This is a genomic window from Myxococcus sp. MH1 (genome assembly GCF_059738865.1).
Genome location: NZ_AP026947.1, coordinates 5858634 through 5882952 on the forward strand (window position 1 = coordinate 5858634; position 24319 = coordinate 5882952).

24 protein-coding genes are annotated in these 24319 nt (G+C 70.1%); 23 read left to right on the forward strand and 1 reads right to left on the reverse strand.

Going from position 1 to position 24319, the window contains the following annotated elements; all coding sequences use genetic code 11:
- Position 1 precedes the first annotated feature (1 nt).
- Positions 2–1519 carry a hypothetical protein gene (locus tag AC6JA9_RS22890; protein WP_497957832.1) on the reverse strand — a complete coding sequence of 506 codons (1518 nt, stop codon included), beginning with the start codon at positions 1517–1519 and terminating at the stop codon, positions 2–4.
- 263 nt (positions 1520–1782) lie between these two features.
- On the opposite strand from AC6JA9_RS22890, the gene AC6JA9_RS22895 reads away from it, so the two are divergent.
- From AC6JA9_RS22895 to AC6JA9_RS23005, 23 genes are all read left to right on the forward strand, one after another.
- Positions 1783–3525 (forward strand): thiamine pyrophosphate-dependent enzyme, encoded by a 1743-nt coding sequence (locus tag AC6JA9_RS22895; protein ID WP_223751812.1) that lies wholly within the window; start codon positions 1783–1785, stop codon positions 3523–3525.
- Between the two features lie 28 nt (positions 3526–3553).
- Positions 3554–4030: an MEKHLA domain-containing protein gene (locus AC6JA9_RS22900; protein ID WP_223751811.1), complete on the forward strand. Its 477-nt coding sequence runs from the start codon at positions 3554–3556 to the stop codon at positions 4028–4030.
- Between the two features lie 165 nt (positions 4031–4195).
- Positions 4196–4702 (forward strand): hypothetical protein, encoded by a 507-nt coding sequence (locus AC6JA9_RS22905; protein WP_046713996.1) that lies wholly within the window; start codon positions 4196–4198, stop codon positions 4700–4702.
- A gap of 147 nt (positions 4703–4849) precedes the next feature.
- Positions 4850–6220 (forward strand): phage tail sheath C-terminal domain-containing protein, encoded by a 1371-nt coding sequence (locus AC6JA9_RS22910; protein WP_223751810.1) that lies wholly within the window; start codon positions 4850–4852, stop codon positions 6218–6220.
- Positions 6221–6235: 15 nt separating this feature from the next.
- Complete coding sequence (locus AC6JA9_RS22915; protein ID WP_046713998.1) at positions 6236–6625, forward strand: hypothetical protein; 390 nt, start codon at positions 6236–6238, stop codon at positions 6623–6625.
- Between the two features lie 3 nt (positions 6626–6628).
- Positions 6629–7495 (forward strand): hypothetical protein, encoded by an 867-nt coding sequence (locus AC6JA9_RS22920; RefSeq protein WP_497957833.1) that lies wholly within the window; start codon positions 6629–6631, stop codon positions 7493–7495.
- A 1646-nt stretch (positions 7496–9141) separates the two neighbouring features.
- Positions 9142–9669: a hypothetical protein gene (locus AC6JA9_RS22925; RefSeq protein WP_497957834.1), complete on the forward strand. Its 528-nt coding sequence runs from the start codon at positions 9142–9144 to the stop codon at positions 9667–9669.
- A 3-nt stretch (positions 9670–9672) separates the two neighbouring features.
- Positions 9673–10701: a hypothetical protein gene (locus AC6JA9_RS22930; protein ID WP_497957835.1), complete on the forward strand. Its 1029-nt coding sequence runs from the start codon at positions 9673–9675 to the stop codon at positions 10699–10701.
- 1 nt (position 10702) lies between these two features.
- Positions 10703–11587, forward strand: coding sequence for a hypothetical protein (locus AC6JA9_RS22935; protein WP_497957836.1), 885 nt, complete (start codon positions 10703–10705; stop codon positions 11585–11587).
- Positions 11584–12129, forward strand: coding sequence for a hypothetical protein (locus AC6JA9_RS22940; protein WP_497957837.1), 546 nt, complete (start codon positions 11584–11586; stop codon positions 12127–12129). The genes AC6JA9_RS22935 and AC6JA9_RS22940 overlap by 4 nt, the downstream gene beginning before the upstream one ends.
- Positions 12126–12758: a phage baseplate assembly protein V gene (locus AC6JA9_RS22945; protein WP_223751804.1), complete on the forward strand. Its 633-nt coding sequence runs from the start codon at positions 12126–12128 to the stop codon at positions 12756–12758. Before AC6JA9_RS22940 ends, AC6JA9_RS22945 begins: the two co-directional genes overlap by 4 nt.
- A gap of 2 nt (positions 12759–12760) precedes the next feature.
- Entirely contained in the window at positions 12761–13411 is a 651-nt protein-coding gene (locus tag AC6JA9_RS22950; protein ID WP_223751803.1) for a hypothetical protein, read from the forward strand.
- On the forward strand, positions 13411–13821 hold the full coding sequence (locus tag AC6JA9_RS22955) for a contractile injection system sheath initiator (RefSeq protein ID WP_141323099.1): 411 nt from the start codon (positions 13411–13413) through the stop codon (positions 13819–13821). Before AC6JA9_RS22950 ends, AC6JA9_RS22955 begins: the two co-directional genes overlap by 1 nt.
- Before the next feature lie 46 nt (positions 13822–13867).
- The gene (locus AC6JA9_RS22960) at positions 13868–14356 is read left to right on the forward strand and encodes a hypothetical protein (RefSeq protein WP_141323100.1); all 489 of its coding nucleotides are present in this window, start codon (positions 13868–13870) and stop codon (positions 14354–14356) included.
- Entirely contained in the window at positions 14353–15921 is a 1569-nt protein-coding gene (locus tag AC6JA9_RS22965; RefSeq protein ID WP_497957838.1) for a hypothetical protein, read from the forward strand. Before AC6JA9_RS22960 ends, AC6JA9_RS22965 begins: the two co-directional genes overlap by 4 nt.
- Positions 15918–17312 carry a hypothetical protein gene (locus AC6JA9_RS22970; RefSeq protein WP_223785838.1) on the forward strand — a complete coding sequence of 465 codons (1395 nt, stop codon included), beginning with the start codon at positions 15918–15920 and terminating at the stop codon, positions 17310–17312. The genes AC6JA9_RS22965 and AC6JA9_RS22970 overlap by 4 nt, the downstream gene beginning before the upstream one ends.
- The gene (locus tag AC6JA9_RS22975; RefSeq protein ID WP_426746241.1) at positions 17309–19057 is read left to right on the forward strand and encodes a tail fiber domain-containing protein; all 1749 of its coding nucleotides are present in this window, start codon (positions 17309–17311) and stop codon (positions 19055–19057) included. Before AC6JA9_RS22970 ends, AC6JA9_RS22975 begins: the two co-directional genes overlap by 4 nt.
- The gene (locus AC6JA9_RS22980; RefSeq protein WP_223751799.1) at positions 19054–19263 is read left to right on the forward strand and encodes a hypothetical protein; all 210 of its coding nucleotides are present in this window, start codon (positions 19054–19056) and stop codon (positions 19261–19263) included. Before AC6JA9_RS22975 ends, AC6JA9_RS22980 begins: the two co-directional genes overlap by 4 nt.
- 26 nt (positions 19264–19289) lie before the next feature.
- A complete protein-coding gene (locus tag AC6JA9_RS22985) occupies positions 19290–20993 on the forward strand; it encodes a hypothetical protein (RefSeq protein WP_223785836.1) in 1704 nt (567 codons plus the stop codon).
- Positions 20994–21006: 13 nt separating this feature from the next.
- Positions 21007–21774 carry a hypothetical protein gene (locus AC6JA9_RS22990; protein ID WP_267700822.1) on the forward strand — a complete coding sequence of 256 codons (768 nt, stop codon included), beginning with the start codon at positions 21007–21009 and terminating at the stop codon, positions 21772–21774.
- Between the two features lie 112 nt (positions 21775–21886).
- On the forward strand, positions 21887–22675 hold the full coding sequence (locus AC6JA9_RS22995) for a hypothetical protein (RefSeq protein WP_223785834.1): 789 nt from the start codon (positions 21887–21889) through the stop codon (positions 22673–22675).
- Positions 22676–22697: 22 nt separating this feature from the next.
- On the forward strand, positions 22698–22829 hold the full coding sequence (locus AC6JA9_RS23000; protein ID WP_255510287.1) for a hypothetical protein: 132 nt from the start codon (positions 22698–22700) through the stop codon (positions 22827–22829).
- Positions 22830–23122: 293 nt separating this feature from the next.
- Positions 23123–24292 carry a hypothetical protein gene (locus tag AC6JA9_RS23005; RefSeq protein WP_370640443.1) on the forward strand — a complete coding sequence of 390 codons (1170 nt, stop codon included), beginning with the start codon at positions 23123–23125 and terminating at the stop codon, positions 24290–24292.
- Positions 24293–24319: the final 27 nt, after the last annotated feature.

Genomic DNA, 24319 nt, shown 5'->3' on the forward strand with positions numbered 1-24319 from the left:
CTCAGTCGTCCAGGCCGAGCTCGCGGTTGTCCAGGGCGGTGCCCCGCGCGGTCTCGTAGATGGTCGCCAGCAACGGATTGGAGATGGCCTCTCCGAAGAGCAGGTGGAAGGGAATCGCATCCTTCGGGTCATCCGGATGCTCCTTCAGCGCGTCGGTGACCCAGTCCTGGATCTGGTCGAGCGTGAGGTCGCGCACGCTCCCAATCACGGGGAGCGACACATCCGGAAGCAGGTCCTTGGCCTTGAAGATCAACCCCACCAGGCCCTCGGTGGCCTCGTTGCGCGCGTCCAGCTCCTCGACGGCGAGCATGAAGCCGCCCTCGATGGCGCCCACGAGGCTGCCCATGCCCCGGGCCAGGCGCTGAGCGTCCTGAGAAGGAGGATTGGCGGTCGCCTCGGTCTCCAGCCGCCTCTGCATCTCCCCCAGCTTCTGCACCACGAACGTGTGCAGGGCCTCCTGTCCCTCGAATGAGGGGTCGGTGAAGAGCGTCCTCGTGAAGAACTCGGCGAGCTTCCCGGCGCTCTGGCTGCTGATGGCTCCAGAGGCGTCCGCCACGGACGCGAGGATGGCATCCGCGTTGCGCGTGAAGAACCGGGCCGCCGCGGCGCGGGACTCCTCGTTCTCACCCAGGTACGGGATGCTGTCCATGAACACCTGGAGGGACTGGGGTGTGGGCGGCTGGATGGCGCCGGCCGCGTCCAGCAGCTTCCCGAGCGCCTCGTACGACCCCGTTCCCATGCGCGCGATGGGCTCCTCGAGGTTCTTCAACACCCGCGAGACGACCTCCGGGCTGCGCTCGAGGAACTTCTGGAGCTCGTCCGGCGGAAGGCTCGCCAGGGCCGTGGCGATGGCCACCGCTCGCGCGGGGTCCTCCACGTTCTCGGCCTGCATGATCTCCAGCTCGCGCTCCACGTAGGCGTTGATGAGGTCCGGGTTCCCCGTCCCGGCGATGATCTTCACCAACATCTCGTGGGACTCGCCGCTCCACGTCCCGTTCCCGTGGGAGCCGACCGCCTCCTTCAGCTCCTCGAGCGTGACCTCTCCCCGCCGGTAGGCCGCGTCCAGCGCGTCCGAGAGGAGCTGCTGGTCCTCCGGGCTCAGGTCGTCCGCGTTGTCGAGGATGTTCCCCACCGTGGGGCCGTAGTCGAAGAGCATGTCCATGAACGCCGCCTGCTCCGCGGGGTCCGGATGCGCCCTCAGCCACTCCGCGATGGTCTCCGGGTCCTCGCGGCCCGTCGCCTCCTCGATGGCCCGCCGCGCCTCCGCCTCCTCCGCGGGCGTCAGCACCGGGACAGGACACGCCGCCCCCTGCTTCGCGAGCGCCGTGGGATTGCCGAGGCTCGCCAGCGAACGCTCGCTCAGCCGCGCTCCCTGAAAGGCATCCACGACGCCCTTCTGACGCGCCCGCTCCGCGACGCCGTTCCCGGAGGGCGTCCGGACCGGCACGGCCGAAGGCTCCTCCTTCTTCTGGGTGCTCCCGACGTGCGGGCGTGGCTTGCCATCGATGCGGGCGGTCATGGGCAGACTCTCGCGTGCTTGAAGGAAATGACTGACAAACCAGTTCTCGGCCTGGCGCGCGGATTTGTTGCCTCGGCCCGCAGGCCTCGCGCATCTCCCCCGCATGACGCGGCCCGCCGCGAGCCCCGCCAGCCTCCGGGCCCACACCTGGAAATCAAAAACAAACCATCAACACACCGTCACCCGCAGAGCGGCCCGCCATGCCCCAATCAACTCGAAACATAATCGTGCAAACAAATACACGAATCCCTACCCTGGTGCGCATGACAACCAATCCAACGAAGCGACCGAGTGGCTATGACGTGCTCCTGTCCGCGCTGCGGGCCTGGGGCGTCACGACCTGCACTGGAGTCACGGGTGGCGGCCTGCTGCACTTCCTCCAGAACCTGGAGCCCCATCCAGGACGACGGGAGGAGCCGCGCGGCGAGGAGTCTCCCTGGTTCTTCACACTGGGCGAGTACGCCGCGGGCTTCACGCCCCTGGGCAGCTATCTCGCCACGGGCGGGCTGGGATGCTGCGTCGCGACCACGGGCGCGGCGACCAAGCTGCTGTCCTGCGGCTTGAGCGACGCCAAGCTGCATGACATCCCGGCGGTCTTCCTGGTGCCCCTGTGCTCCACGAAGAGTCAGGGGCTCAGCCCACTCCAGGACACCTCCCCGCTCGGCAGCAACATCGTTCCCCAGCTCCAGGCGGAGCTCCCCGGGGGCGTGTTCGTGCTCGACCAGCCCGCCACCCTCATCCCACAGCTGCGCCGGGCCCAGCACCGGCTCCAGCAGTCCAAGCCCATCGTGCTCGTCATCGAGCCGAACCTCCTCAAGCTCCCCAGCGGCGAGGAGTCCTGCCATTTCCACCCGCTCCGTCCACCCGAGGCGAAGCCGGAGGACGTCCGTCACTTCGTCAAGACGTTCCACGCCGCGGCGGAGGGGCGGCGCGTCGTCATCCTTGCCGGCGAGGAACTGGCGCGCGCACCTCGGGCACCGAGGCTCACCACCCGCCTGTGTGAGCAGCTCGGAGCCTCGCTCGTCTGGAGCATCAACGGCGCCAACGGTGTCGAGCGACAGAACCCGTGGGGCCATGGCTACATCTCCTTCGGGGGCAACGACGCGGCCATGGACGTCTGGAAGGACCTGGGCGAGGAAGATGTCCTCCTGGTGCTCGGAGCGTGTCCGGACGAGTACACCGTCAACCTCCAGCCCTACCCCGCCGGGAAGACCTTCGTCGTCACGTCCATCGAGGACGGCTACGGCCAGCTCGACGGCAGCTTCGCCCACCGCTCGCGGCACGAGTTCCATCAATGGGTGACGCCCCTGGACAGCGCCCTGCATGCGCTCGTCGAGCACCTGGAGCACAGCCCTCCGCGCACCCGACGCGCCTCCCCCGCGCCCGCGAACCTCAACCACACGCCGCGCCTCCCACCCCGTCCCGGCTTCGTGGACCTGCGCCAGCTCTTCACCCGGCTGGACACCCGCTGGGCTCCGGGGACACTCGGCTTCGATGATGTCTGTCTTTCCTACAAGGACCGGCAATATGTCACCCAGCGCCCCCATCCGAACGCGCGCTTCTTCTCTCTCTATCGGGGCTCGGCCATGGGCAACGTGCTGGGCCTGTGCATCGGCGCGCGACTGGCAAGCCCCGACAGCCACGTCGTCGGATTCACCGGTGACGGTTGCTTCCGGCTCTTCGCGGGATGTCTTTCCGAGGCGAGCCACCTGGACCTGCTCCTGTTCGTGCTCGACAACTCCAGCTACGGCATCGTCGAGCAGGCCCTGCCCACCATCCTCCCGGGCATCCAGGCCACTCGCCGCCACACCCAGCTCACCCCCATGGAGTTCGGCGACATCGCTCGCGCCTGTGGCTGGGTGGGGTTCGATCTGAAGCCAGACCTCACCAACCTGGACGCCATCCTGAGCCTCCACCGTGCTCGCGCGGGGCAGTCCATCCTGGTGACCGTCCCTGTCGACAGCGAACAGGTGCTCGGCCTCAACCCCCGCGCCGGCAACCTCTGACCGCCCGCGCTTCCCCGGAGGAACCCCGATGAAAGCCATCCACGAAGTGCTGCCGTACCTGAAGCTGCTCGACACCACCTACCGGCGATATTTCAACAAGCCCCTGGGCGTCGGCTTCTGCCCTCCCCACCTCGAGCACGTCTCCGACCCGACCCGCCTCTCGTGGGTCCACACCGAGGCGCCCTTCATGTTGCTGGCCCAGGATGCCCAGCCAGAGCCGGTCTATTTCTACACCAACGCCGCCGCGTCCCGGCAGTTCGGCTACTCCGCCGAGGAGTTCCTCCGAACACCCGCTCGACTCAGCGCGCCACCCGATGGCCGGGAGCATCGCGCGGCCGTGATTCGAGAGGTCGAGGAGCGCGGCTTCATGAAGGGTTACTCCGGCATCCGCGTCACCCAGGGTGGGAAGCTGTTCCGCATCCGCGACACGGAGCTGTGGCTCGTCCATGACGCGAAAGGAACCCACCTGGGCCTGGGCGCGCTCGTCTGGCCCGCGCCGCTCTAGAAGGCCCTCGCATGGGTCACTCGCGACAACTCAAGCCTGGTAGGATGAAACGCTGTTTTGTTGCCTACCCGATAAAACCTTGAATCCGGAGTGTTCCTTCGCATACTCTCCGTGTGCGCTCATGTTTCGCGTGAGCGCGCTCAAATCACTCGAGGGGGACATTCCATGGCAGCAGACGCAGCGGCGAACGTATCCGACGCCCTGGCCACGGTGGACAACATCGCCATCCAGGTCGAGCAGGCGCTGTACAAGCTGTATCTGGCGGTGAGCGGTTCGGGTTTCAAGACCATCACCGACAAGATTGCTGTCATCTGGACGCCGGTGCGCAATGTCCTGAGCTCGGTGCTCAAGCAGGTGGAGGGGCTCATCAAGCCCCTGATGGACCCCAACGTGGTGGACTCCATCAAGAACGTGCTGGAGGCCGGGCGCGACCTGGTGAACTCCACGTTGGATCTGCTGCCGGACTCGGCGCGGAACCTGGCGCTGACGGGACAGCGCTTCCTGAACATCATCGTCGACTTCGTGGGAGCGGGCGTCGAGCACATCGTCGCCATCGTCGACCTGCTGCTCAACGTGGGCAAGGCGCTCATCAACGAGGCGTCCACGCTGCTGCCGGCGACGCTCGCGGCGCTGCGCAAGACGGGCGTGCAGATTCCCGCCACCAATCCCTGATTCCAGACGTCGTCGGCTCAAAAACAACCAGTCATTGAATAGGACCGTGCCCCGGTCGGGGTGGGCGTGTGCCCAGTCACACGGTCCGGGGAACCTGCACCCTGAGCAGGGTTCGATACCCCCTCGCTCACGAGGGTCGGGGAGCGTATGGCCACAGGTCTCATCATTCCCGGTGTCCAGGTCACGGTCGTCAAGGAAGTGTTGCCCCAACAGCTCGCGCCGTCAGGGGTTCTGGGTATCACCGGCTTCCTGGAGTCAGCCCAGGGCAAGGTGATACGTGCCAGCAGCTGGTCGCGGTTCCTGGAGGTGGCCGGACGCGCGAGCGCCTACAGCCTCCCGGAGGCGCGACAGGCATTGGACAACGGTGTCTCGGAGCTGGTGATTTCGCCGCTCGCCGCGACGGCGGGGACGAGCGCGACCATCACCGCGCCGCCGGATGCGAGCAAGTATCCCTCCGGCTCCACCGGGGAGAAGTATGGCGCGACGTTCCAGGCGCGCGTCGCCGGCCCGTGGGCCAACGGCATCACCGTCAAGGTGAGCTACCGGGACAACATCGACAAGACGGTGTCGTTCGACCTGGAGGTCATCCACCCGGCGAGCGGCGCGGCGGAGGTGCTGCGCAACGTGAACTCGGCGGGGCTGGTGTCGACGCTGGACACCTCGTCGTTCATCCGCGTGGACACGACGAAGGGCGTGGGCTGGCCCACGGCGGGCACGTACACGCTGGCGGGCGGCAAGGACGCGTCGCCGGACGAGTACGCCACGGCGCTGGGGAAGCTGAAGGACCATCCCGACGTGGACCTGGTGCTGGCCGCGGTGCAGGACTTCACCGACAGGACCAAGCTGTCGCGCATCTATGGCGACGTCATCAGCCACTGCAACGCGCTGAGCGGCGAGAGCAAGGGGCGCCTGGGCTTCGGACAGATTCCTCCCACGGGGACGCTGGAGGAGACCGCGCAGCTGGCCTCCAACCTGGTGAGTGACAGGTTCGTGCTCGTCGCGCCGCACGGCGTGGTGGGCGCGGTGGCGGGCATGGTGGGTGGCCTCACGCCGCACCAGTCGCCCACGTTCAAGCGCGTGTCCGGGTTGAACGAGCTGTCCCTGAGCGTGGAGGAGCAGAAGGCGCTGCTCAGGGCCTTCGTGGTGCCGGTGGTCACGGAGCGCGGCCGGGGCACCATCGTCGTGCGGGGCCTGACGACGGATGGAGATCAGATCAACGTGCGCCGCGTGGCGGACCGCGCGGTGCGCACGCTGAAGATGGTGGGCGACCTGTTCATCGGGTTGCTCAACAACGCGGACGGGCGCAGCGCGCTGAAGCAGAAGCTGGTGGAAGCGCTGGTGCAGATGGAGAAGGACGGCGCCATCGTCCCCTCCACCGACGGCAAGGACCCCGCCTTCAAGGTGGAGGTCTATTCGTCGCAGCAGGACTTCGCGCTCGGAATCGTGAGGGTCAACATGGCCGTCAGGCCCGTGCGCGCCATCGACTACATCTACGCGACCATCACGGTCCAGGTCTGATGAGGGAACGCATCGATGCCAACGGTATTCTCAGCCAACCGTAGCAGCATCCTCGTCGACGGCGAGGCCGTGGACGGCCTCCAGTCGCTCGCCTTCCGGGTGGTCACGGAGCGCGAGGACATCCGCGCCATCGGCTCCAACGAGCGCGTCGACGTCATCTTCGGCCTGCGCACCGTCATCGGTGAGCTGGTCATCCGCTCCGCCGCCGTGAAGCTGGACTCGCTGCTCGACGCGCGCGGCAAGTTCCAGCTGGTGGCCAACCTCAAGCGCACCGAGGGCACGGACGACACGCGCACCCTGTCCTTCGACGACTGCTTCGTGGAGAGCAAGTCGTTCCAGATGGACGCCCACGGCAGCGCCGCCACGACGTACGCCTTCACGGCGACCCGCCTGCGCGAGGAATAGTCCGTGAGGGAGGCGCCCGCGAGCCCACACACGGAATCGCCCGGAGCGTCGGTCTCCATCGAGATCGACGGCCGGCGATTCCGCCTCCACACCGAGGACTCCTCGCGGAGCATCGAGGTGGAGGTCGCCACCGGGGAGCGCTTCCCGCTCCGACGGTGGGGCTTCGGGGCGCACCTGCGCGCGCTGGACTCGCACGCGCGGCTGGAGGGCGCAAGGCTGGACTTCGACGCGGAGGCCTTCGCGCTCGACGTGCTGCGGGACTCGGGCGTTCCGGAGTCGTGCTTCACGGAGCTGGCGCCGCTCGCGCTGTGGTGGGCGCTGTGTGGACTTCGCGAGCCGTCCGTCGGGGTGCTTCCCGAGGGATGGCGGCAGGTGGGCGAGGTGCGTGCCCGGCTGCGCCCATGGACGTTCGCCGAGCGCACCCAGGTGCTCGAGGCGAGCCTGGTCACGATGGCCGATGGCGCCCGCGAGCTGAGCCTGGAGCGGTATCTGCGCGGGATGCTCGACGCGTCGGTCGTCGAGTGGGCTCCCCCGGTGACGCTGGAGTCGCTGGACGGCGCCACCACCGCGGCGCTGCTGGAGGCGGTGGTCACCGTCAACGCGGACGCCGCGAGTCCCGAGGACCGGATGCTGGAGGCTTCCGGCAAGCAGGCCCGGGTCCTCGCGGAGATGACGCTGAAGCTGTGCCGTGCCCTGGGGTGGACTCCCGCCCAGGTCTGGGCGACGCCCGCCTCCGAGGTGGACCGACTGCTGACGATGTTGAAGCTCACGGAGCCTCCTGCTCCGCCTCCGCGTCAGCCCCCCGCATCGCGGGCCCCGCGGCTGTCCGACCTTCCCGATGCGGTGGTCATCCAGGTGGAGGACGACTGATGCGAACGACGTTCACCACCGCGGAGCTGACCTCACGCCTGCGCACCCCGGCGCTGCGTGCACTCGAAGGGGTCGCGCGGCAGATCGGCGCGCCCCTCCCGCGCCCCCTCGAGGAGCCACGTCCCGGGCCAGCCGAGGAGAACGTCGCGAGCGCGACGGCTGGAACCGACGCATCCCGCCTGGCTCGCACTCCGAACCCGTCAAGCCACATGCAGTCCGGAGCGCTCGTCATGGCGAATGACGGAGCCCTCTTGAAGCCCGCGCATGGACACGAGGTGCCCTCAGGCCTCTCGTCGAGGGACGTGGCGCCGCCCCAACGAGCACCCCTCTCCCCATCGATTGAGACGCGGGGGCTTGCGTCCCAAGCATCCGTTCCGAGCAGCCTCTCGACAGCTGCCACGCACAAGATCCAGCAGGACGTGGCCGCGAGTCACGCAGCGCATGAGACGCGCGACCTCGCGCTCTCGACGGAGGCCGCGCACATGGCCCCCCAAGGCCCTTCCTCGGGTCACACAGCGCCTGGGCCGCGCGACTTCGCCCTCTCGACGGAGGCCGCGCACAAGGCCCAGCGGGCTCCTTCCGCGAGTCACACAGCGCCTGGGATGCGCGACTTCGTCCCCTCGGCGGCTGCCGCGCACATGACCCAGCAGGAGCCTTCCGCGAGTCACACAGCGCCTGGGCCGCGCGACTTCGCCCTCTCGACGGATGGCGTGCACAAGGCGCGGCAAGCTCCTTCCGCGAGTCACACAGCGCCTGGGCCGCGCGACTTCGCGCTCTTGACGGAGGCCGCGCACAAGGCCCAGCAAGCTCCTTCCACGAGTCACACAGCGCCTGGGATGCGCGACTTCGTCCCCTCGGCGGATGCCGCTCACATAGCCCAGCAAGCTCCTTCCGCGAGTCACACAGCGCCTGGGCCGCGCGACTTCGTCCCCTCGGCGGATGCCGCGCACAAGGCGCAGCAGGCTCCTTCCGCGGGTCACACTGCGCAGGGAACACGCGACCTCGCCCTCTCAACGGATGCGACGCGTGAGATGCAGCACGCTTCGCGCGCGAGTCACACGGCACACGGGACGCGCGCTCTTGCCCTCTCGATGGTTGCGACGCGCGAGGCTCGGCACGGTCCCGTCGCGAGTCACGCAGCAGATGGAGCAGCGGCATCCAGCCCGTCTTGGGCCTCATCCCGTGATGCGGCGCATGGGGCATCCGACCTCACATCGCTTGCGTCATCGAGCGAAGCCGCCCTCGCCGCTCGGGGGCTCTCCCCTGAAGCGTCCGCGTCTCACGCCTCGTCGGGTGACTCGGTGCGAACCGGTGCCTCCGCGACACATGAACACGCTCCGCGCGTGCAGCACGGAGTTGCGTCGCGGGCGTCCGAGTCCCTCGGAGCTTCTCCAGTTCCCAGGGGGTGGTCCTCCGACGCCTCGATGTTCGCGAGCGATGACGGAAGCGGCACGGCCACGACTCCCCTGTCCGTCTCCGTGGGACCGCGCCCCGATGCATCGCCGCACGCCAGCGTTCCCCGAGGGCCCGAGGTCTCCGCCGGGACGCCCGTTGCTTCCGCCGCAACAAGACCCGCACCGGAAGGACTCCGCATCACCGTCAAGTCCACGGACCCGGCCTCGCCGAAGCGACAGGTCGTCCGGCTCATGCGAGCCCTGCCTCCCAGCAGCACCGCGGTGCCCGCTCCGCCGCTCGTCGCCGATGCGACGAACCTCCCGGCTCCGCACGAGCGAGCCTTCGAGGTCCCCCTCCCCTCGCCCGCCGCGAGCGGTACTCCCACGAGCGCGGACGCCGGCCCACGCCCGCGCGTCGTGCAGTTGCTGTCTCCCACACCGCCGTCGCCCACGACTCCCCACGCTCGTCCCAAGTCCCGACTCACGTTCGCGCCTCCCGAAGCGCCGTCGCCCGCTGCCGCGCCCTCCCCCCAGCCGGTGCTCCCCCTCTCGCGTGATGTCTCCCACGCGATGGCGCCGCTGCTGGAGCACGCGCGACAGCTCTCCGTCCCCGCCCCGAGCACCGAGCCCAACACCAGCGCCCCCGTCCAGAACACGTTCAACGTGAGCGTGCAGGTCGGCGCCGACAACACGGCGACGGGCATGGACCGGCGCACGCTGGAGGACGCGCTGGTGGACATCCTCCGCGAGTCGGCGCGTCGCCACGGACTGGAGGTCTGAGCCATGGCCGGCATCGGATACACGGTGAGCATCGGCTCGCTCCGGGCCTCCAACTCCTCCCGACAGGGCCAGGCCCTCGTCCGCTCCATCTCCAGCGAGCTGACCATGGACGGCGTGGGCGGACGATGCACCGTGGAGCTCGTCCCCTCCGACGCGGGGCTCCCCTCTCCCGGCGAATCCACCACCATCGCCCTGGACCCGGGTGACGGCTCCGTCACCGTCTTCACCGGACAGGTGCTGGAGGCCCGCGCCGCCGCGGACTCCGCCGTCGTCATCGGCGGCGACGCGCTGACCCAGCTCGCCCGCATCGACGCCACGGGCGCCTACGAGCAGATGTCCGCGGGCGCCATCGTGCGAGACCTGCTCGGGCTCGCGAGCGCGAAGGCGGGCACCGTCGAGGACGGCCTGACGTTCCCCAGCTACGTGCTCCACCGCGGCCCTCGCGCCCTGCGCCACATCCAGCGCCTGGCCGAACAGTGCGGCTTCGACGTCTTCACGAACGGAAGAGGCCAGGTGCACTTCTCCGCGCCCAGGAAGGGCGGCGCGGACCACACGTTCGTCTACCGTACCCAGGTGCTGCGCACGCAGCTGCACCAGGCGCTCCCCGCCATCGACGGCTTCGAGGTCTGGGGAGAGGGCGCGGCCAGCTCCCAGGGCGACAGCAAGGCCCACTGGCTGGTGGACGACGTCGCCCCCATCCACGGCAAGGCCGCGCTGGGTGACCAGGGGCAGGTCCGCGGTGGCTCCGTGGGCAAGCACTCGCGCGAGGTGAAGGACGGCGCCGTGCGCAGCGGTGACAGCGCCTCCGCGCAGGCCAAGGGCCGCGTCACCGCGCTGGCGTCACGCAAGCTCCAGGGCTTCCTCGTCGTGCTCGGCGCGCCCGCCGTCCAACCCGGAGACCTCATCGCCGTGAAGGACATCCCCCAGGGACACCCCGTGGAGGACCTGCTCTCCGGACAGGTGCTCCGCGTGCGCACCGTGCGCCACCAGCTCGACGCCCGCACGGGCTTCACCACCCGGATGGAGCTCTGACATGCCCGTCCGCATCGGAAGAATCGAGCTCATCGGGCTCACGAAGATCTACACCGAGGACGCGCGAAACCTCGTCCAGCAGCGCGTGCCCGGGCAGGCCGGCAGCTTCTTCCAGGACCTGGGCCGCGAGCCCGTCACCGTGGTCATGGAGGGCCTGCTGCTCGGCGAGGATCCGCAGGCCGCGCTGGAGGAGCTGCGTCAGGCGCAGATGAAGGCGACGCCCCTTTCGTTCGCCTCGGACGCCATCGCCGGCGCGGACCTCACCGACGTCCTCATCGCGGACTTCCAGGTGCGCCAGCTCGCGGGCCACCAGAGCCGCTTCAGCTTCTTCCTGCGCGTGAAGGAGTACGTCGAGCCCCCCGCCAAGGCGGACGCGGGCGTGGGCGCCGTGAACGACGCCGTCTCCCAGGACGCGCAGTCCTGGGCCAGGAGCTCCACGGACGCCGCGGGCGTGCTCCAGAAGCCGGAGACGCTCATGGACGCGGTGGACGCGAACCCGGAGCTGCTCGGCCACCTGTCGCCGGACGAGCTGGGCTCGGTGGTCAACGGCACCAAGGGCTCGCTCACCGGAGGCAACTTCAGCAGCCTGCTCGGCAAGCTCGGCAAGGTGAACCCCGGCGCCATCATCGGCTTCGTGCAGTCGCTCAGCCAGGCGGGGAGCCTGGGCGAGTTCATCGAGAAGCTCGCCACCGAGGGCATCAACATCCTGGAGCAGATGACGGGCCTGGACCTGGGCGACGCGCTCGAAATCATCAAGGACATCGCCGGCGCCGGAGACTTCCTCGCCAAGGTCCAGCGCGTGGGCAAGGAGGCCGTCGCCCTGGGCGAGGTCATCAGCGGGTTCGATCCGCTCGGCCCCTTCAAGGACCTGGAGAAACTCCCGTGAGCACGACGGCCGACATCGTGGATGGCATCACCCGGCTCATCGACGCGCTGGACGAGCTGCTCGAATCCAACACCGTCGCCGCCATCGTCCGGCTGGTGCGCAAGTGCGGCATCGGCGCCCCCGTGAAGGTCGTCCTCGACGGCATGGACAAGGCGCTGGACTTCATCATCACGTGGATCGGCAAGCTGGAGCAGGTCGCGGCCATCCCGGACCTGCTCGACGCGCTGGACCCCGCGCTCGATGGGCTCAAGGCGCTGGGCGAGAAGTCCGAACAGGAGATGCGCGACATGGGTCTGGAGCCCCTGGCCCCGCTGGCGGGCGCGGCGCACGCGGCGCACCAGCTCCTGGAGAAGATCCGCGCGGGCGTCACCGTCGTCCTCCAGGGCTACCTGCCCAAGCAGTCCCTCGCGTCGCTGCGCGGGGCCGTCATCGACCTGAAGGACACGCTGAAGGAGCTGGCCGAAGCGCTCGTCGCCCCCGGCAACGAGTCGTTCACCGCCCTGCCGTCCAGCGCGCCCCAGCTCGTGGGAGGCGGAGCATGAGCGACCTGGTCACCATCATCCGCGCCATCATCCGCGACGAGCTGGCCTCGCTGCGCCTGGGAGACCTGGGCGTGGTGACGAGCGCCTTCCCCCACGCGGACGGCGACGCGCACAACCACGAGTGCAACGTGAAGCTGCGCGAGAGCGGCCTGGAGCTGCGCCGCGTGCCGATCGCGACGCCGCACCTGGGCATGGTGAGCGCGCCGCACGCCGGGGACCTCGTCGTCATCACGTACCTCAACGGCGACCCCAACCGCCCCGTCATCACCGGCCGGCTCTACTCGGACAAGCTCAACCCGCCCATCCACGAGGCGGACGAGTGGCGCGTCGTCTCGCCCCCCAACGGCAAGACGTCCATCGCCATCGACCAGGAGCAGTCGGTGGTCATCACCGCCGGGGAGACCGTCGTCACGGTGAAGCAGGACGACGTCATCACCATCAAGGGCAAGACGGACCTGTCGCTGGAGGTGGAGGGCAACGTGCAGCTCAAGTGCACCGACTGCACGGTGGACGCGTCCGGGAAGATCGACCTGGGCAAGGGCGGCAGCGGCGTCATCACCGAGCAGAGCCACAAGTGCTACTTCACCGGCGCGCCGCTCAAGGGCTCGCAGGACGTGAAGGCCAAGTAACCATGCCCGCACCGAGCGGAAGCGAGATAGGCGGCCTGGCGAAGGGCGCCATGCAGTCCGCGGGGCTCCGGGGAGAGAACGCCCCGGACCTGGCCACCGCGCTCGGCGACGCGTGCGGCCAGGCGTTCACCCTCTTCGCGAACATGGCCATCGTGTCACCAGGCATCCCCGCCGCCGCGCCTCCGCCTCCGGGCGCGGGCAGCACCGCGGGGCCCGGCATGATGCTGCCCCCGCCCGCGGGCGGCCCCGGCGCGTCGCAGATAGAGCCCATCGCCAAGGGCCTGCTCGCGTCCAACCAGCTCAACGGCGAGCAGCGCGACGCGCTGGCGAAGGCCATCGCGCAGACGGTGGAGCAGGCCCTGGTGCTCTTCACCACGACGGTGATGGTGGCGCCGGGGATGGCCATCGCGGGCTTCACCACCACGTCGCCGGGCAGCCTCATGGGCGCCGCGCCCGCCAAGCCCATGCTCCAGCCGATTGCGCTCGGCTTCCTCCAGGCCGGTGGCATCCGGGGAGAGAACGCGCCGGACCTGGCGGGCGCGATGGCGCAGACGCTGGCCGACGCGCTCACGCAGATGATGACGCGCCTGAAGGTCGCCCCGGGCATCCCCAGCTCGCCCGGCGCCACCGCGGGCCCGGGGAGGTTGCTCTGATGGCGGACGCGCTCAAGACCGACCTGCGTCTCTCCTTCAAGGAGTCGGGCGGCGTGGACCTGGACTGGTCCGACGACGGCGGCGCCGCGACGGTGAGCGGCAAGGACAACCTCATCCAGGCCCTGACGATGCGGCTGCTCGTCTACCGCGGACACCTGGAGCAGCTGGGCCACCAGCGCTACGGCAGCCGGGTGGCGGACCTCATCGGCGAGCCGCTGGACCGCGCCAACCTGGACCTGCTGCGCAGGTACGTGCGGCAGGCCATCAAGGAGGACCCGCGCGTGGACGAGGTGCTGCAGCTCACCGTCTCCGCGCGGCCGGACCTCCCGGGGGCCGTGGAGGTGCGGGCACGCATCCGCGCCATCACCGGCGACCCGGTGGAGCTGGGGCTGTCGCTCGACCTGGGCTGAGCGCGGCGGGACACACGGGGTACGGACACGACTTCGGGAGAGCGTGATGAACGGCAAGGAAACGCAGGGCATGAACGGAGTGCTGACCCTGGAGCTCTTGAACCTGGACGGCACGCTGATGGAGCGCCGCAAGGTCCCCAACCTCATCACCATCGCCGGCAAGCGACTGGTGGCGGAGCTGCTCATGGGGCGCGTCAACGCGCTGACCACGAGCTGGTCCATCGCCGTGGGCACCGGCACCACGCAGCCGATGCCTTCCAACATCAAGCTCGACAACCAGGTGGACCTGGCCGCGGACACCGCGCCCAAGGTGGAGGAGGTCATCCTCGGCGACGGCACCAGCACGGTGCGCGCCCTGGTGACGGCCACCCTGCCCCCGCCGCCGGCCCAGTCCACGGTCCAGCCCCTGACGGAGGCCGGCATCCTCGTCACGTTGGGGACGGGGGCGCCCATCCTCTTCAACCGCGTGCGCTTCGAGGAGGTCAACCGGGGCTCCAACATGGTCATGAAGATGACGTGGGAGATCTCCTTTTGAGCCTCATCCCTCCGGAGACGACCACGTTCAGCGCCATCGTCGAGCGGCTGCTGGCGAACATGGGGGCCGGAACAGACCCCAACGCCGGAGGCATGGCTCGGACCCTCGCGGAGGCGTACGCGCGGGAGATGGCGACGTTCTACGCGATGATGGAGCTGGCGCACCGCTCGGGCTACCTGGACACCGCCGAGGGCGCGGCGCTGGACAACGTGGTGGCAGTGCTGGGCCTCACGCGCGCACGCGCCGGACGCCTCACCGGGGAGGTGGAGCTCAGCCGCGCCGCGCCCGCGCCGGAGGACATCGGCATCCCCGCCGGACGCCAGGTGACAGGCATGGCGGCGGACGGCCAGCCCCTGCCCCTCTTCGAGACGCGGGAGGACGCCACGCTGCGCAAGGGCGACACGCGCGTGCTCATCCCGGTGCAGGAGGTCCAGTCGGACGACGAGGACGCGCGTCAGGCGCCCCCCGTCATCAACCCCTTCCAGCTGACGCTGATGCCCCGGCCCATCCTGGGCATCGAGGCCGTCTCCAACCCGGCCCCGCTGCGCCGGGACTCGGAGGACGAGACGGACACGGACCTGCGCGCCCGCGCGCGCACCGCGATGCGCGACGGCGAGAAGGGCACGCTGGAGTCCATCGCCGCGGCGGTGCGCAAGCAAGGGGTCCAACACGTCACGGTGCGAGAGCCCGCGGACGCGCCGCCTGGCGTCGTCGACGTGCTGGTGGGCGACACGGACTTCGAGTCGGACGTCGAGGGCGTCCGGCGCGTCGAGGCCGCCATCCGCGAGTCCAAGGCCGCGGGCATCCTGGTGCGGCTGCGCTATGCGCGCACCATCTTCTTCCTGCTCGACTTCAAGGTGGAGCCGAACGACGACGCCATGGACGAGGCGACGTTCGACCGGCTGCGCCGCGAGCTCCAGCAGAAGCTGTCCAGCTACATGCGGGAGCTGCCCGTGGGCGCGTCGGTGAGCCGGCGCAAGCTGGAGGCGCTGTTCTACGGCGACCCGGCGGTGCGGCGCATCTCCGACATCCAGGTGGAGACGTACGTGTGGGGGACCGCCTCCGAGGCCGCGCTCGGGAAGACGCTCGTGTTGGAGTCCACCAGCCGCCTGTATGGCGCCAACCGGGACTGGCGGCTGGAGTCGCTCGAGGCCGCGCGCGTGGACCTGGTGCGCAAGCCGCCGCGCATCACCCGGCTGCGCCCCCCGACGTGGCGGCTGGACCTGGTCGTCACACTCGCCCAGGGCGACACGCGCACGGCGGAGCAGGTGCGCGACGCGCTGCGCGGCGCGGTGGAGGTCCACGCGGCGCGGCTCACCGAGGAGGCGCAGCAGCGCCCCACCCTCCCGACGTACCTCACGCGCGGCAAGCTGGAAGAGGCGCTGCGCTCGCAGGCCCACGTGGCGGGGCTGCTCGGCTGTGACGTCACTCTGCCGTCGGGGACCACGGTGGCCCTGGTCTCCGCCCCGTCCGCGAATGCGCTCACCGAGGAGGTGACGCAGCTCGAGGTGTCCGCGGACCTGCGCCTCGTGTTCGGCGGAGCGGAGCTGGTGGGGGGCGGATGAGCGCGGACCAGCGCAGACGCCGCATGGTCGGCTACCTTCCCCCGGTCCTCCAATCGGGGACGAAGCTCAACGAGTTCTTCTCCACGCTCGCCCTGGAGCTGGAGCAGATGGAGGGCGGGCTGACGCGGCTGATGCGCTCGCGCTGGTACACCCTGGCCCGGGGCTTCGCCGTGGCGGAGTCACCCGCGGACAAGGCGCTCTCCGAGCTGGGGCGGCTCGGGGCGCTCCACGGGCTGCTGCCCCGCCGGGGTGAGTCCGCCGAGTACTTCCGCACGCGACTGGCGACGGTGGTGGAGTTGCACCGCACGGGCCTGGGCTCGGCGTCCGCGCTGCTGCGCCTGGTCTCCCTGGTCTACATGGCGCGGCAACCTCCGGCGGTGACGTGGGAGGAAGGCCGGACGGTGGCCCGGCTCGTCGTGCCCCGGAAGGACGGCACCTTCCGGCCACTCACCCTGGAGCTGGTGGACAATCCGCAGACGCCCGCCACCGCCGGCTTCCGCGACGTGAGCGGCGGCCAGCGGCTGCTCACCACGAACGCGGGGCTCGCGACGGCGATGCCCACCATCACCCTGCGGGCCACCTCGCGCGAGGTCGCGGTCCCCATCCTGCGGCACGCGGAGTCCGGGCTCGACCTCATCTACCTGGGCCGCATCCCCCAGGGCGCCACGCTGAAGCTGCGGGACGGCTTCGCGCCCATGCTCGACGGCGTCCCCGTGGAGCGGCCCATCATCCTGGCCCACCCCACCCGCTTCTCCGACGAGGACGGGACGAGCCCACCGACGCGCTTCGACGCGGTGGACTCCCGCTTCTCCGTGTTCAAGGAGGACCATCGGCTGCCGGAGCTGCCGCCCGGCGAGAGCCACTGGACCTACGGCACGCTGGAGCGGCCCGAGGTGCGCGCCTATCTGCTCGGGTGGAGCGAGGAGGACGTGCTCGAGGCCGAGGCCCAGGCCCTGCCCCAGCGGGACACCCCGCCGTTGGAGCTGCGCTTCGACTGGACGGAGGTGTCCCCCGCCACCTTCTCGCTGCGCATCCCCGCGGACCACATCCCGCCGCACCTGCTGGAGCCGAACGAGGAGGGCGTGACGCCCGGACTGCCAGGGCTGGTGCAGGAGCTGACCGCCGCGCTGGAGTACGGACGGTGCGCCGGCGTGCGCACGCGCATCGAGCTGACGCTGCCCATGCCCGCCGAGGCGCTCGTGGCGCGCGAGGGCCCGCTGGGCGTCGTGCTGGAGGCGGACTTCTCCGAGCGGCTCGTCCCCACCGACGCGCTGACGTCGTTCGGCTCCCACATCGAATTGCACGAACAGTTCCCCGCGCCCCAGGAGTCGCTGACCTGGGGTGGCGTCTTCGACGGCACCCGTTTCGATACCTCGAGGTTCCAGCCATGAGTCAGCCCTACTACCCCGCCCGTCCCGGTGACCCCATCCTCGCGGACACCTGGAACAACATGCAGTTGCAGGCGCGAGCGGAGATCCACAACCACACCCACCGCGGCGGCCTGGATGGCAAGCAGCTCGCGGGCGACAGCATCTCCCCCTCCGCGATATTGAAGGTGACCCGCGTCGAGGCCACCGACACCCTCGTGGTGAGGAATGTCGACGTCACCACGCGCTTCCTGGACCTGGAGGCCCAGAAGCTGTCCCTCACGGGGGGCACCCTGAGTGGCCCGCTGACGGTGAACGCCAACGTGGGCATCGGCGCGGCGCCGGGGACCAAGCGCCTGCTGGTGGTGGCACCGCCGAACACCGAGGCCCCCGCGCCCCTGGAGGTGCGCACCTCGGGCAGCCAGACCTGGGGCATCGGCCTCGTCGTCAAGACGATGGGCGGCGCGGAGGGCGCGTCCATGCTCCTGCGCACCCGAACCAAGAGCTGGCAGGTGCGCGGAGAGCCCGGCCCGGCGGCGCTGGGCTTGCAGATCACCGAGGACGGAGGAGACCCGGAGACGGGCTCGGGCCCGGGCACGCCTCGGCTGCACATCAAGGCCGGCGGAAGCGTGGGGCTCAACACCAACGATCCGCAGGGCGCGCTGGACGTGCGGCTGCCGGGGGGCGCGTCCGGGTTCGACCGCTTCGTGGTGAACCTGACCAGCGACTGGTCCCCCGGCATGTCCCACGTGACCATCGGCGCGGGGCAGGCCGCGGGGCTGATGATCAACAACCCCCACGTCGTCTGGCACAAGGGCGAGTCGCGGGCGTCCATCCGCTATGGCCTGAGCGGCGGCACGGCCTCCGGCCTGTTCTGGGACGTGGGCGCGCGCGCGAACAACGCGTTCTCCTTCATCGTCAACAACACGTCGACGCTGTGGATGAACGCGGATGGGAACATCGGCATCGGCACGCAGACGCCGGGCGCGCGGCTGGACGTCCAGGGGGGCAACCTGCGCGTCAGCGGCGCCATCACGCCCTCCATCGGGAACTCCACGGGCAATGGCATCCAGTTCCCCGTGGACGCCTTCGGTGGCGCGGGCGACGGCGCGTGGATCCGCTACTACCGGCTCCCCAATCCGCTCCCGGGCGACGAGGAGAATGGCCGGCTGGTCATCGGCGTCGAGAACGACCCCGGGGACGCGTTCGCCATCTTCCAGGGGACCGCGGAGCGGCTGTGCATCGTCAACGGCAACGTCGGCATCGGCGCGGCGCGGCCCTCGGCCCCCCTGCATGTCCAGCAGCGCGAGGCGAACGTGGGCATCCGCCTCAGCGAGAACACCTCCGGTCGCTACATCGACATCGCGTACGAGGGCCAGGGCACCTTCCGCATGTTCCACAGCAGCGGCAACGGCCGCTACATGCCCCAGGATGGTGAGTGGCATAAGTTCTCCGACGTCCAGCTCAAGGAGAACATCGAGTCGCTCCAGGGCATCCTCCCGCGCGTGCTCGCGCTGCGCCCGGTGAGCTTCGACCTGAAGTCCACGGGCCATCACCAGCTGGGGCTCGTCGCGCAGGAGGTGGAGCCCCTGTTCCCGGAGCTCGTCTCGGACGCGCCCATGCTCGAGGACGGCAAGCCGCTCAAGGGGCTCGCGTACGAGGCCTTCAGCGTGCTGGCCATCGCAGCGCTCCAGGAGCTCAAGGCGCACTACGACACACGCATCGAGGCGCTGGAGCGGCGCCTCCACGACCAGGAGCAGCACGGATGAAGAGCCAGATCGAGAAGCGCCTCGCGGACCTCAAGGCCGAGCACGAGGCGGGACAGAAGATGCTCGCGGAGCTGGATGCGAAGCGCACGGGACTGGTGCAGACGATGCTGCGCATCGAGGGCGCCATGCAGGTGCTCCAGGAGCTCCTGCCCGCCGACGAGGCCACCAACGCCACCGTGACGAACCTCCCGCACGCCGCGCGCTGAAGCCCCGCGGCGCAGAGACTCCTGCCATGAGCGACACGCGCGTCGGCGCCACGCTGACCTATACCGGAACGGCCACTCCTCCCACGCCCGCGCAGGTGCCGGTGGACCCGGCCGGGCTCGTCGTCGCGCTGGAGGTGCCGGCGGGGGTGGTGTTGCTGCGCGCGTCGCTCGCCCTGCGCGCCCCGGGCGACGACGTGACGGTGAACCTGATTCCCACCGCCACGCTGGCCACGAGCACCGGGCAGAACGTGGTGGACGCGAGCCAGGCCATCACCTGGCTCAGCCTGGACTGGGGCTCGCGGCGGCCCCTGTCCTCGATGGAGCTGACCCTTCCGGCGTCACCGACCCAGACGGCCAAGAAGGGCCGCCTCAGCATCGCGGAGGGCGGCGCCTGGTATCCGCCCACGCCGTCCGACACGGTGGGCGTCAACGCCGTGGAGCCCCTGCCCGGCATCTTCGCCAGCCGCCTGCTGGTGGAGTTCGTGGAGGCGAACAACTCCCATCCTCCGTTGGGGACGCCGAAGACGCTGTCGGCGACGAAGCTCGCGAGCCTCACCCTGCGCGCGCCCGCGCGTCCGCCGGACCTCACCGCCTCCGCGGGCACGGGCTCGGGCGCGCTCTTCTTCCACCAGGCGCTCCCGATGAACGCGCGCCAGGAGCTGGTGATGGAGGACGTGCTCACCCAGGCGCTCCAGCGCGCCTGGCCCGCGAACCTCGAGGCGGGCCGCGTGACGGTGTCCCTGCGCGCCTCCGGGCTGGGCATGTTCGACCGCGTCCGGCTCGCGCTGGACACGCTCGATGACATCCGACGCTTCAGCGACGGCGCCGATGAGCGGACGCTGGCGCTGGACACGGACGGCACCGCCATCGCGAGCGTCTCCGTCCCCAGGGACCGCGCGCTGTCGGAGGTGCGCTTCCACGTGCGCCACGCCTTGCGCGACGAGCACCTGCCTCTGACACCGCGTCCACCCGCGCGGCCCTCGCGCGCTCATCGCTGCGGCTCCGGGCGCTCCGCCGCACAGGCCTTCATCGCGTCGCGTGCTCCGGGGGCGTTGACGGCCGTGGACCTCCACCTGCGCCCGGGGACGCGCCAGGTGACGGGCACCGTCGCCCTCCACGCGGACGTGCACGACCGGCCCGACGAGGCACCGCTCCCGGGGAGCGCCGTGCCACTGCTGCTCGAGGCGTCGGGGCCTCCGCCGTGGCCCGCGCGCTGGGTGTCCTTCACGCTCCCCAAGCCCCTCGCGCTGAACAAGGGGCGCTGGTGGGTGGTCGTCACCACCGACGAGGGAGAGGTCCTCTGGAGCCTCATCGAGCCCGCGTCCGGCACACCCGAGCCGGGAGCGGTGACACCGGACACCACGCTCCATCGCACCGAGCCGACCGGCCCCTGGCTGCCGCGCGACAGCGAGCTGCCCGGAGAGGCCCCGGGAGCCGCGCCGCTCTGGGCCTGCGCCCGTCCCCGCCTCCGCCCCATCGTGCCCGTGCCGCCGCCTCCGCCCCGGCTCCAGTTGCGCTGGGGTACGAAGGTGCTCGACGTGACACCGGACGGTGACGGCGTCGTCCACCTGGACGCCCAGGCGCTGGCGGTGCTCACTCCGCCCGGAGGAACGGGCGAAGCACCACCGCTCGAGCTCATCGTCCAATCCCGCGTGGCCGGTGAGGTCACCCTCTCCGGACTCCAGGTCGTCATCCCCCGGCAGGAGACGTACGCGCTCTTCCCGAGATAGCGAGCCCCCACCCATGCTCCTCGCCATCGAGTCCTACTTCCACGATGCGCTGCGCGCCGCGATTCCCGAGACGGTGGAGGTCGCGACCGGCCCCTCGCGAGGGCCCTCAGCCGAGATGGAGGCGCTCGTCGAGGTCATCGCCTCGCGGATGAAGCTCACGCTGCCCGAGGGCGATGACCTCACCGCGCTGCGACAGCCGTCCTACTTCGCGCAGGTGCATCGCTGGGCTGGCAATGGCACGCGCAAGGACTTCACCCTGCCGGCGAACGCGACGGGACAGGTGGTGGAGGTGGAGTCACCTCCTGGCCGTCCGCTGCGTCGGGGCGACGACTACGTCGTGGAGGAGTCCACGCTGCGCCTGTACCGCGCGCCCGCGGTCGCCAGCGAGGCCGTGGTGGCCTACCTGCGAGGGACCCGCGCCGAGGGCTTCCTGGAGCGGCGGCGCTGTGAGCTGCGATTGTCCGTCCGCGCGTGGGTGAAGTCCCCGGGCAACGCGGCGCCGCTGCTGTCCCGCGCGCTCGCCGCGGCCCTGGCCGCGTCCGCGGACCTGGGAAACCTGGAGGACGAGGACACGGAGGCGGAGACCTCCGGGGTGCGTCTGCGATTGCTCCAACCCCAGGCAACCCTGGTGGAGGTCCATCGCACCCTGGAGCTGCAGGGCGACATTCCCTATCACCGCGCCCAGGCGAACTTCCTGGTCCGCGGAGAGCTGGAGCAGCTCGTCTCGCTCGGCACGCCCGAGTCCGAGGGCATCATCCTCGAGGTGCGGCGGGAAACGTAGGATTCACAACAGCTAGACTAAGCAGCAATTGAAGCAACTCCAGCATGTGTCGTCCCATCGACATTCGGGCGCGAGCACCCACGCACGCGCTCCGAACCCTAAGGACATCGACATGCCTCGTCATCTGTCGACCGTGCACGCGCTGACCGCGCTCACCGCCTTCGTCACGCTGTCCACTGCCTCCGCCGAGGAGCGCGGCGAGCCCGTCGCCCCCCAGGCCACGACGCCCGCCGTGGTCGTCACCGAGAAGGCTTCGCCCCGAGCGGCGCCCACGTACTCGGACGCGAGGATGGAGTCGGTGGCGCGGACGTGCGGGGCGGACGCCATCGGCAGCGTCACGCCGGACGGGTCCATCCGCTGCCAGTCCAAGCCAGCCACCCTCGCGCAGACCGGCCCGCGGGAGCTGCTGGCCGGGACGTACTACGTGTCCATCCCCGCCATCGCCTGCACGCCGCAGGGGACCGCGGCCGCGGCGACGACGGGCCAATGCAGTGGCGGCGGCACGCTCCGGACCGATGGGGACAACCTCTTCCCCTGCACCGTGAACGCCAACGCCACCCGCAACACCTTCGTCTGCGGTCTGGACCTCCCGAACGGCGCGCAGATCCAGGAGGTCATCGCCTACGGCCTGGACTACTCCACCGCCGGATACTTCGAGGCGGCCATCTGGAGCACGGGGGATACGACGTTCGCGCCCATCTACTTCAGCAGCTTCGGAGGCACCTGGCAGTCCTCGGGTGTGGCGTTCAACGGCGGCTTCACCAGCTTCCCCATCTTCTCCGCGTCCCAGCCGGCCCACACGGTGACGGTGGGTAACCGGTATACGATTGGCTTCGGCACGCGCGACCCCAACGCGAGCGTCAATTTCTACGGCTTCCGCGCCCGCTACTTCCTGCCGTGAGCCGCGCGGCCTGGGGTGAGGCATGGACGCGCGGGGCACGCCTCCCGCGCACACCATCCTGGCCGGTGAGCGGTATGTGATTGGCTTCGCGGCCAGGGACCCGAACGGGTTCACCTGGGTCGGCGGCTTCCGCGTCAATGACTACCAGCCCTGAAGTCCGCAGCATGGCGGCCCCTTCCTCTCGAAGGAAGGAGCCGGCACGTCTGGCCATCCCACCCCATCCGCGAGATGAGCCACGCCACGAGTGACACCAATCGCACACTCAGTCACACTGAACCATGAAATCCAGACAAAATAGTCACTCCTGACAAATCTCCCGCGACAATTCCGGCCCCCGCTCGTTCAATCCAATGCATGGGAGGCCGGCACACCGGCGCCCATGTCATTCCAGTCAGCATTCGAGCGAAAGGGAGACACATGGCGTCCTACGTCAGAGCTGTTTCGAGCGTGAAGGGTTTGCGTTGGGGTGCGGTGTTGCTGGCGGGCCTGGTGGGCTGTGAGCCCACGACGACGAAGGAGCCCGCGACGAATCACCAGGAGGTGGGCTCCCTGGAGGAGCAGGCCAGGCTGCTGACGGCGCCTCCGGGCTGTGAGGAGATCACCCTCGGGGAGATGGCCAATGGCATCGAGCTGACGCCGGTCATGTACACCAACCAGCCCACGCTGCGCGGCGACTTCAGCAGCTTCGGAGACCCGGCCGCCCGGGACCGGGCGTTCATCCGCCTGGACGTGGACACGACGCCGGGCCTCTACAACCTGGCCACCGCGGGCGGAAACACCTTCGCGTGCGACCAGTGCGTCTTCGGAACCAAGGACTCGGGCGCGGCCACGCAGAAGGACCTGGTGGCCGAGTCCGGCACGCTGCTGCTGGCGCTGAAGGTGTCCCCCGACCAGACCATCGGCGCGCTGGCCAACGTGGTGCTGCGCGAGGCCGTGGACGCCCCGCCCCTCAACGCGCCCTTCTGGGGCAGCGCGCTGGTGCCGGGTGGGGAGTGCAAGTGGATCCGCTTCGCGACGTGGAACACCGTGCGCCAGGGCGGGTGTGATCCCCGCCAGGGCTCGCTGACGGCGAACCTGCCGGACACCACGTGCGTGCCCACCAACTACGTGGCCTCGGACGGCACGCTGGAGCGCTCGCTGGGGACCAAGACGCAGGGCGAGGCGTGCACCACCACGCCGGCCGCGAGCGAGTACGAGCTGGCGTCGACGGACTGCGAGCAGGGCTACACCTGCACGGATCTGCTGTCGGAGAACGCGCAGTGCACCCAGACGTGTGACTTCCTGGCCGCCGACCCCGGCTGTCCCCAGGGCATGATGTGCGGCGTCTACGGCCTGTGCACCACGCAGGCCGTGCTGCAGTCGTTCGGCTTCCGGTTCGACACCGCGCCGGTGGGCTCCACGTGCACCCCGGGCGTGACGTTCGCCGAGTTCTGCGGCAGCGAGGGCGCGCGCGGAACGTGCCTGGACCTGGGCCGCACGGGCACCGCCACCTGCCTGCGCTACGAGCGGGCCCGCACGAACTGCGGTCCGGGTGAGGAGCTGGGCTACTTCAGCTACTCGCGTCCGCCCGGCGGCTTCGACCGCACCATGGGCTTCTGCTACCACGACGGCCTGTAGTCACCGCCATTCCTCGCGGCCCGGGTG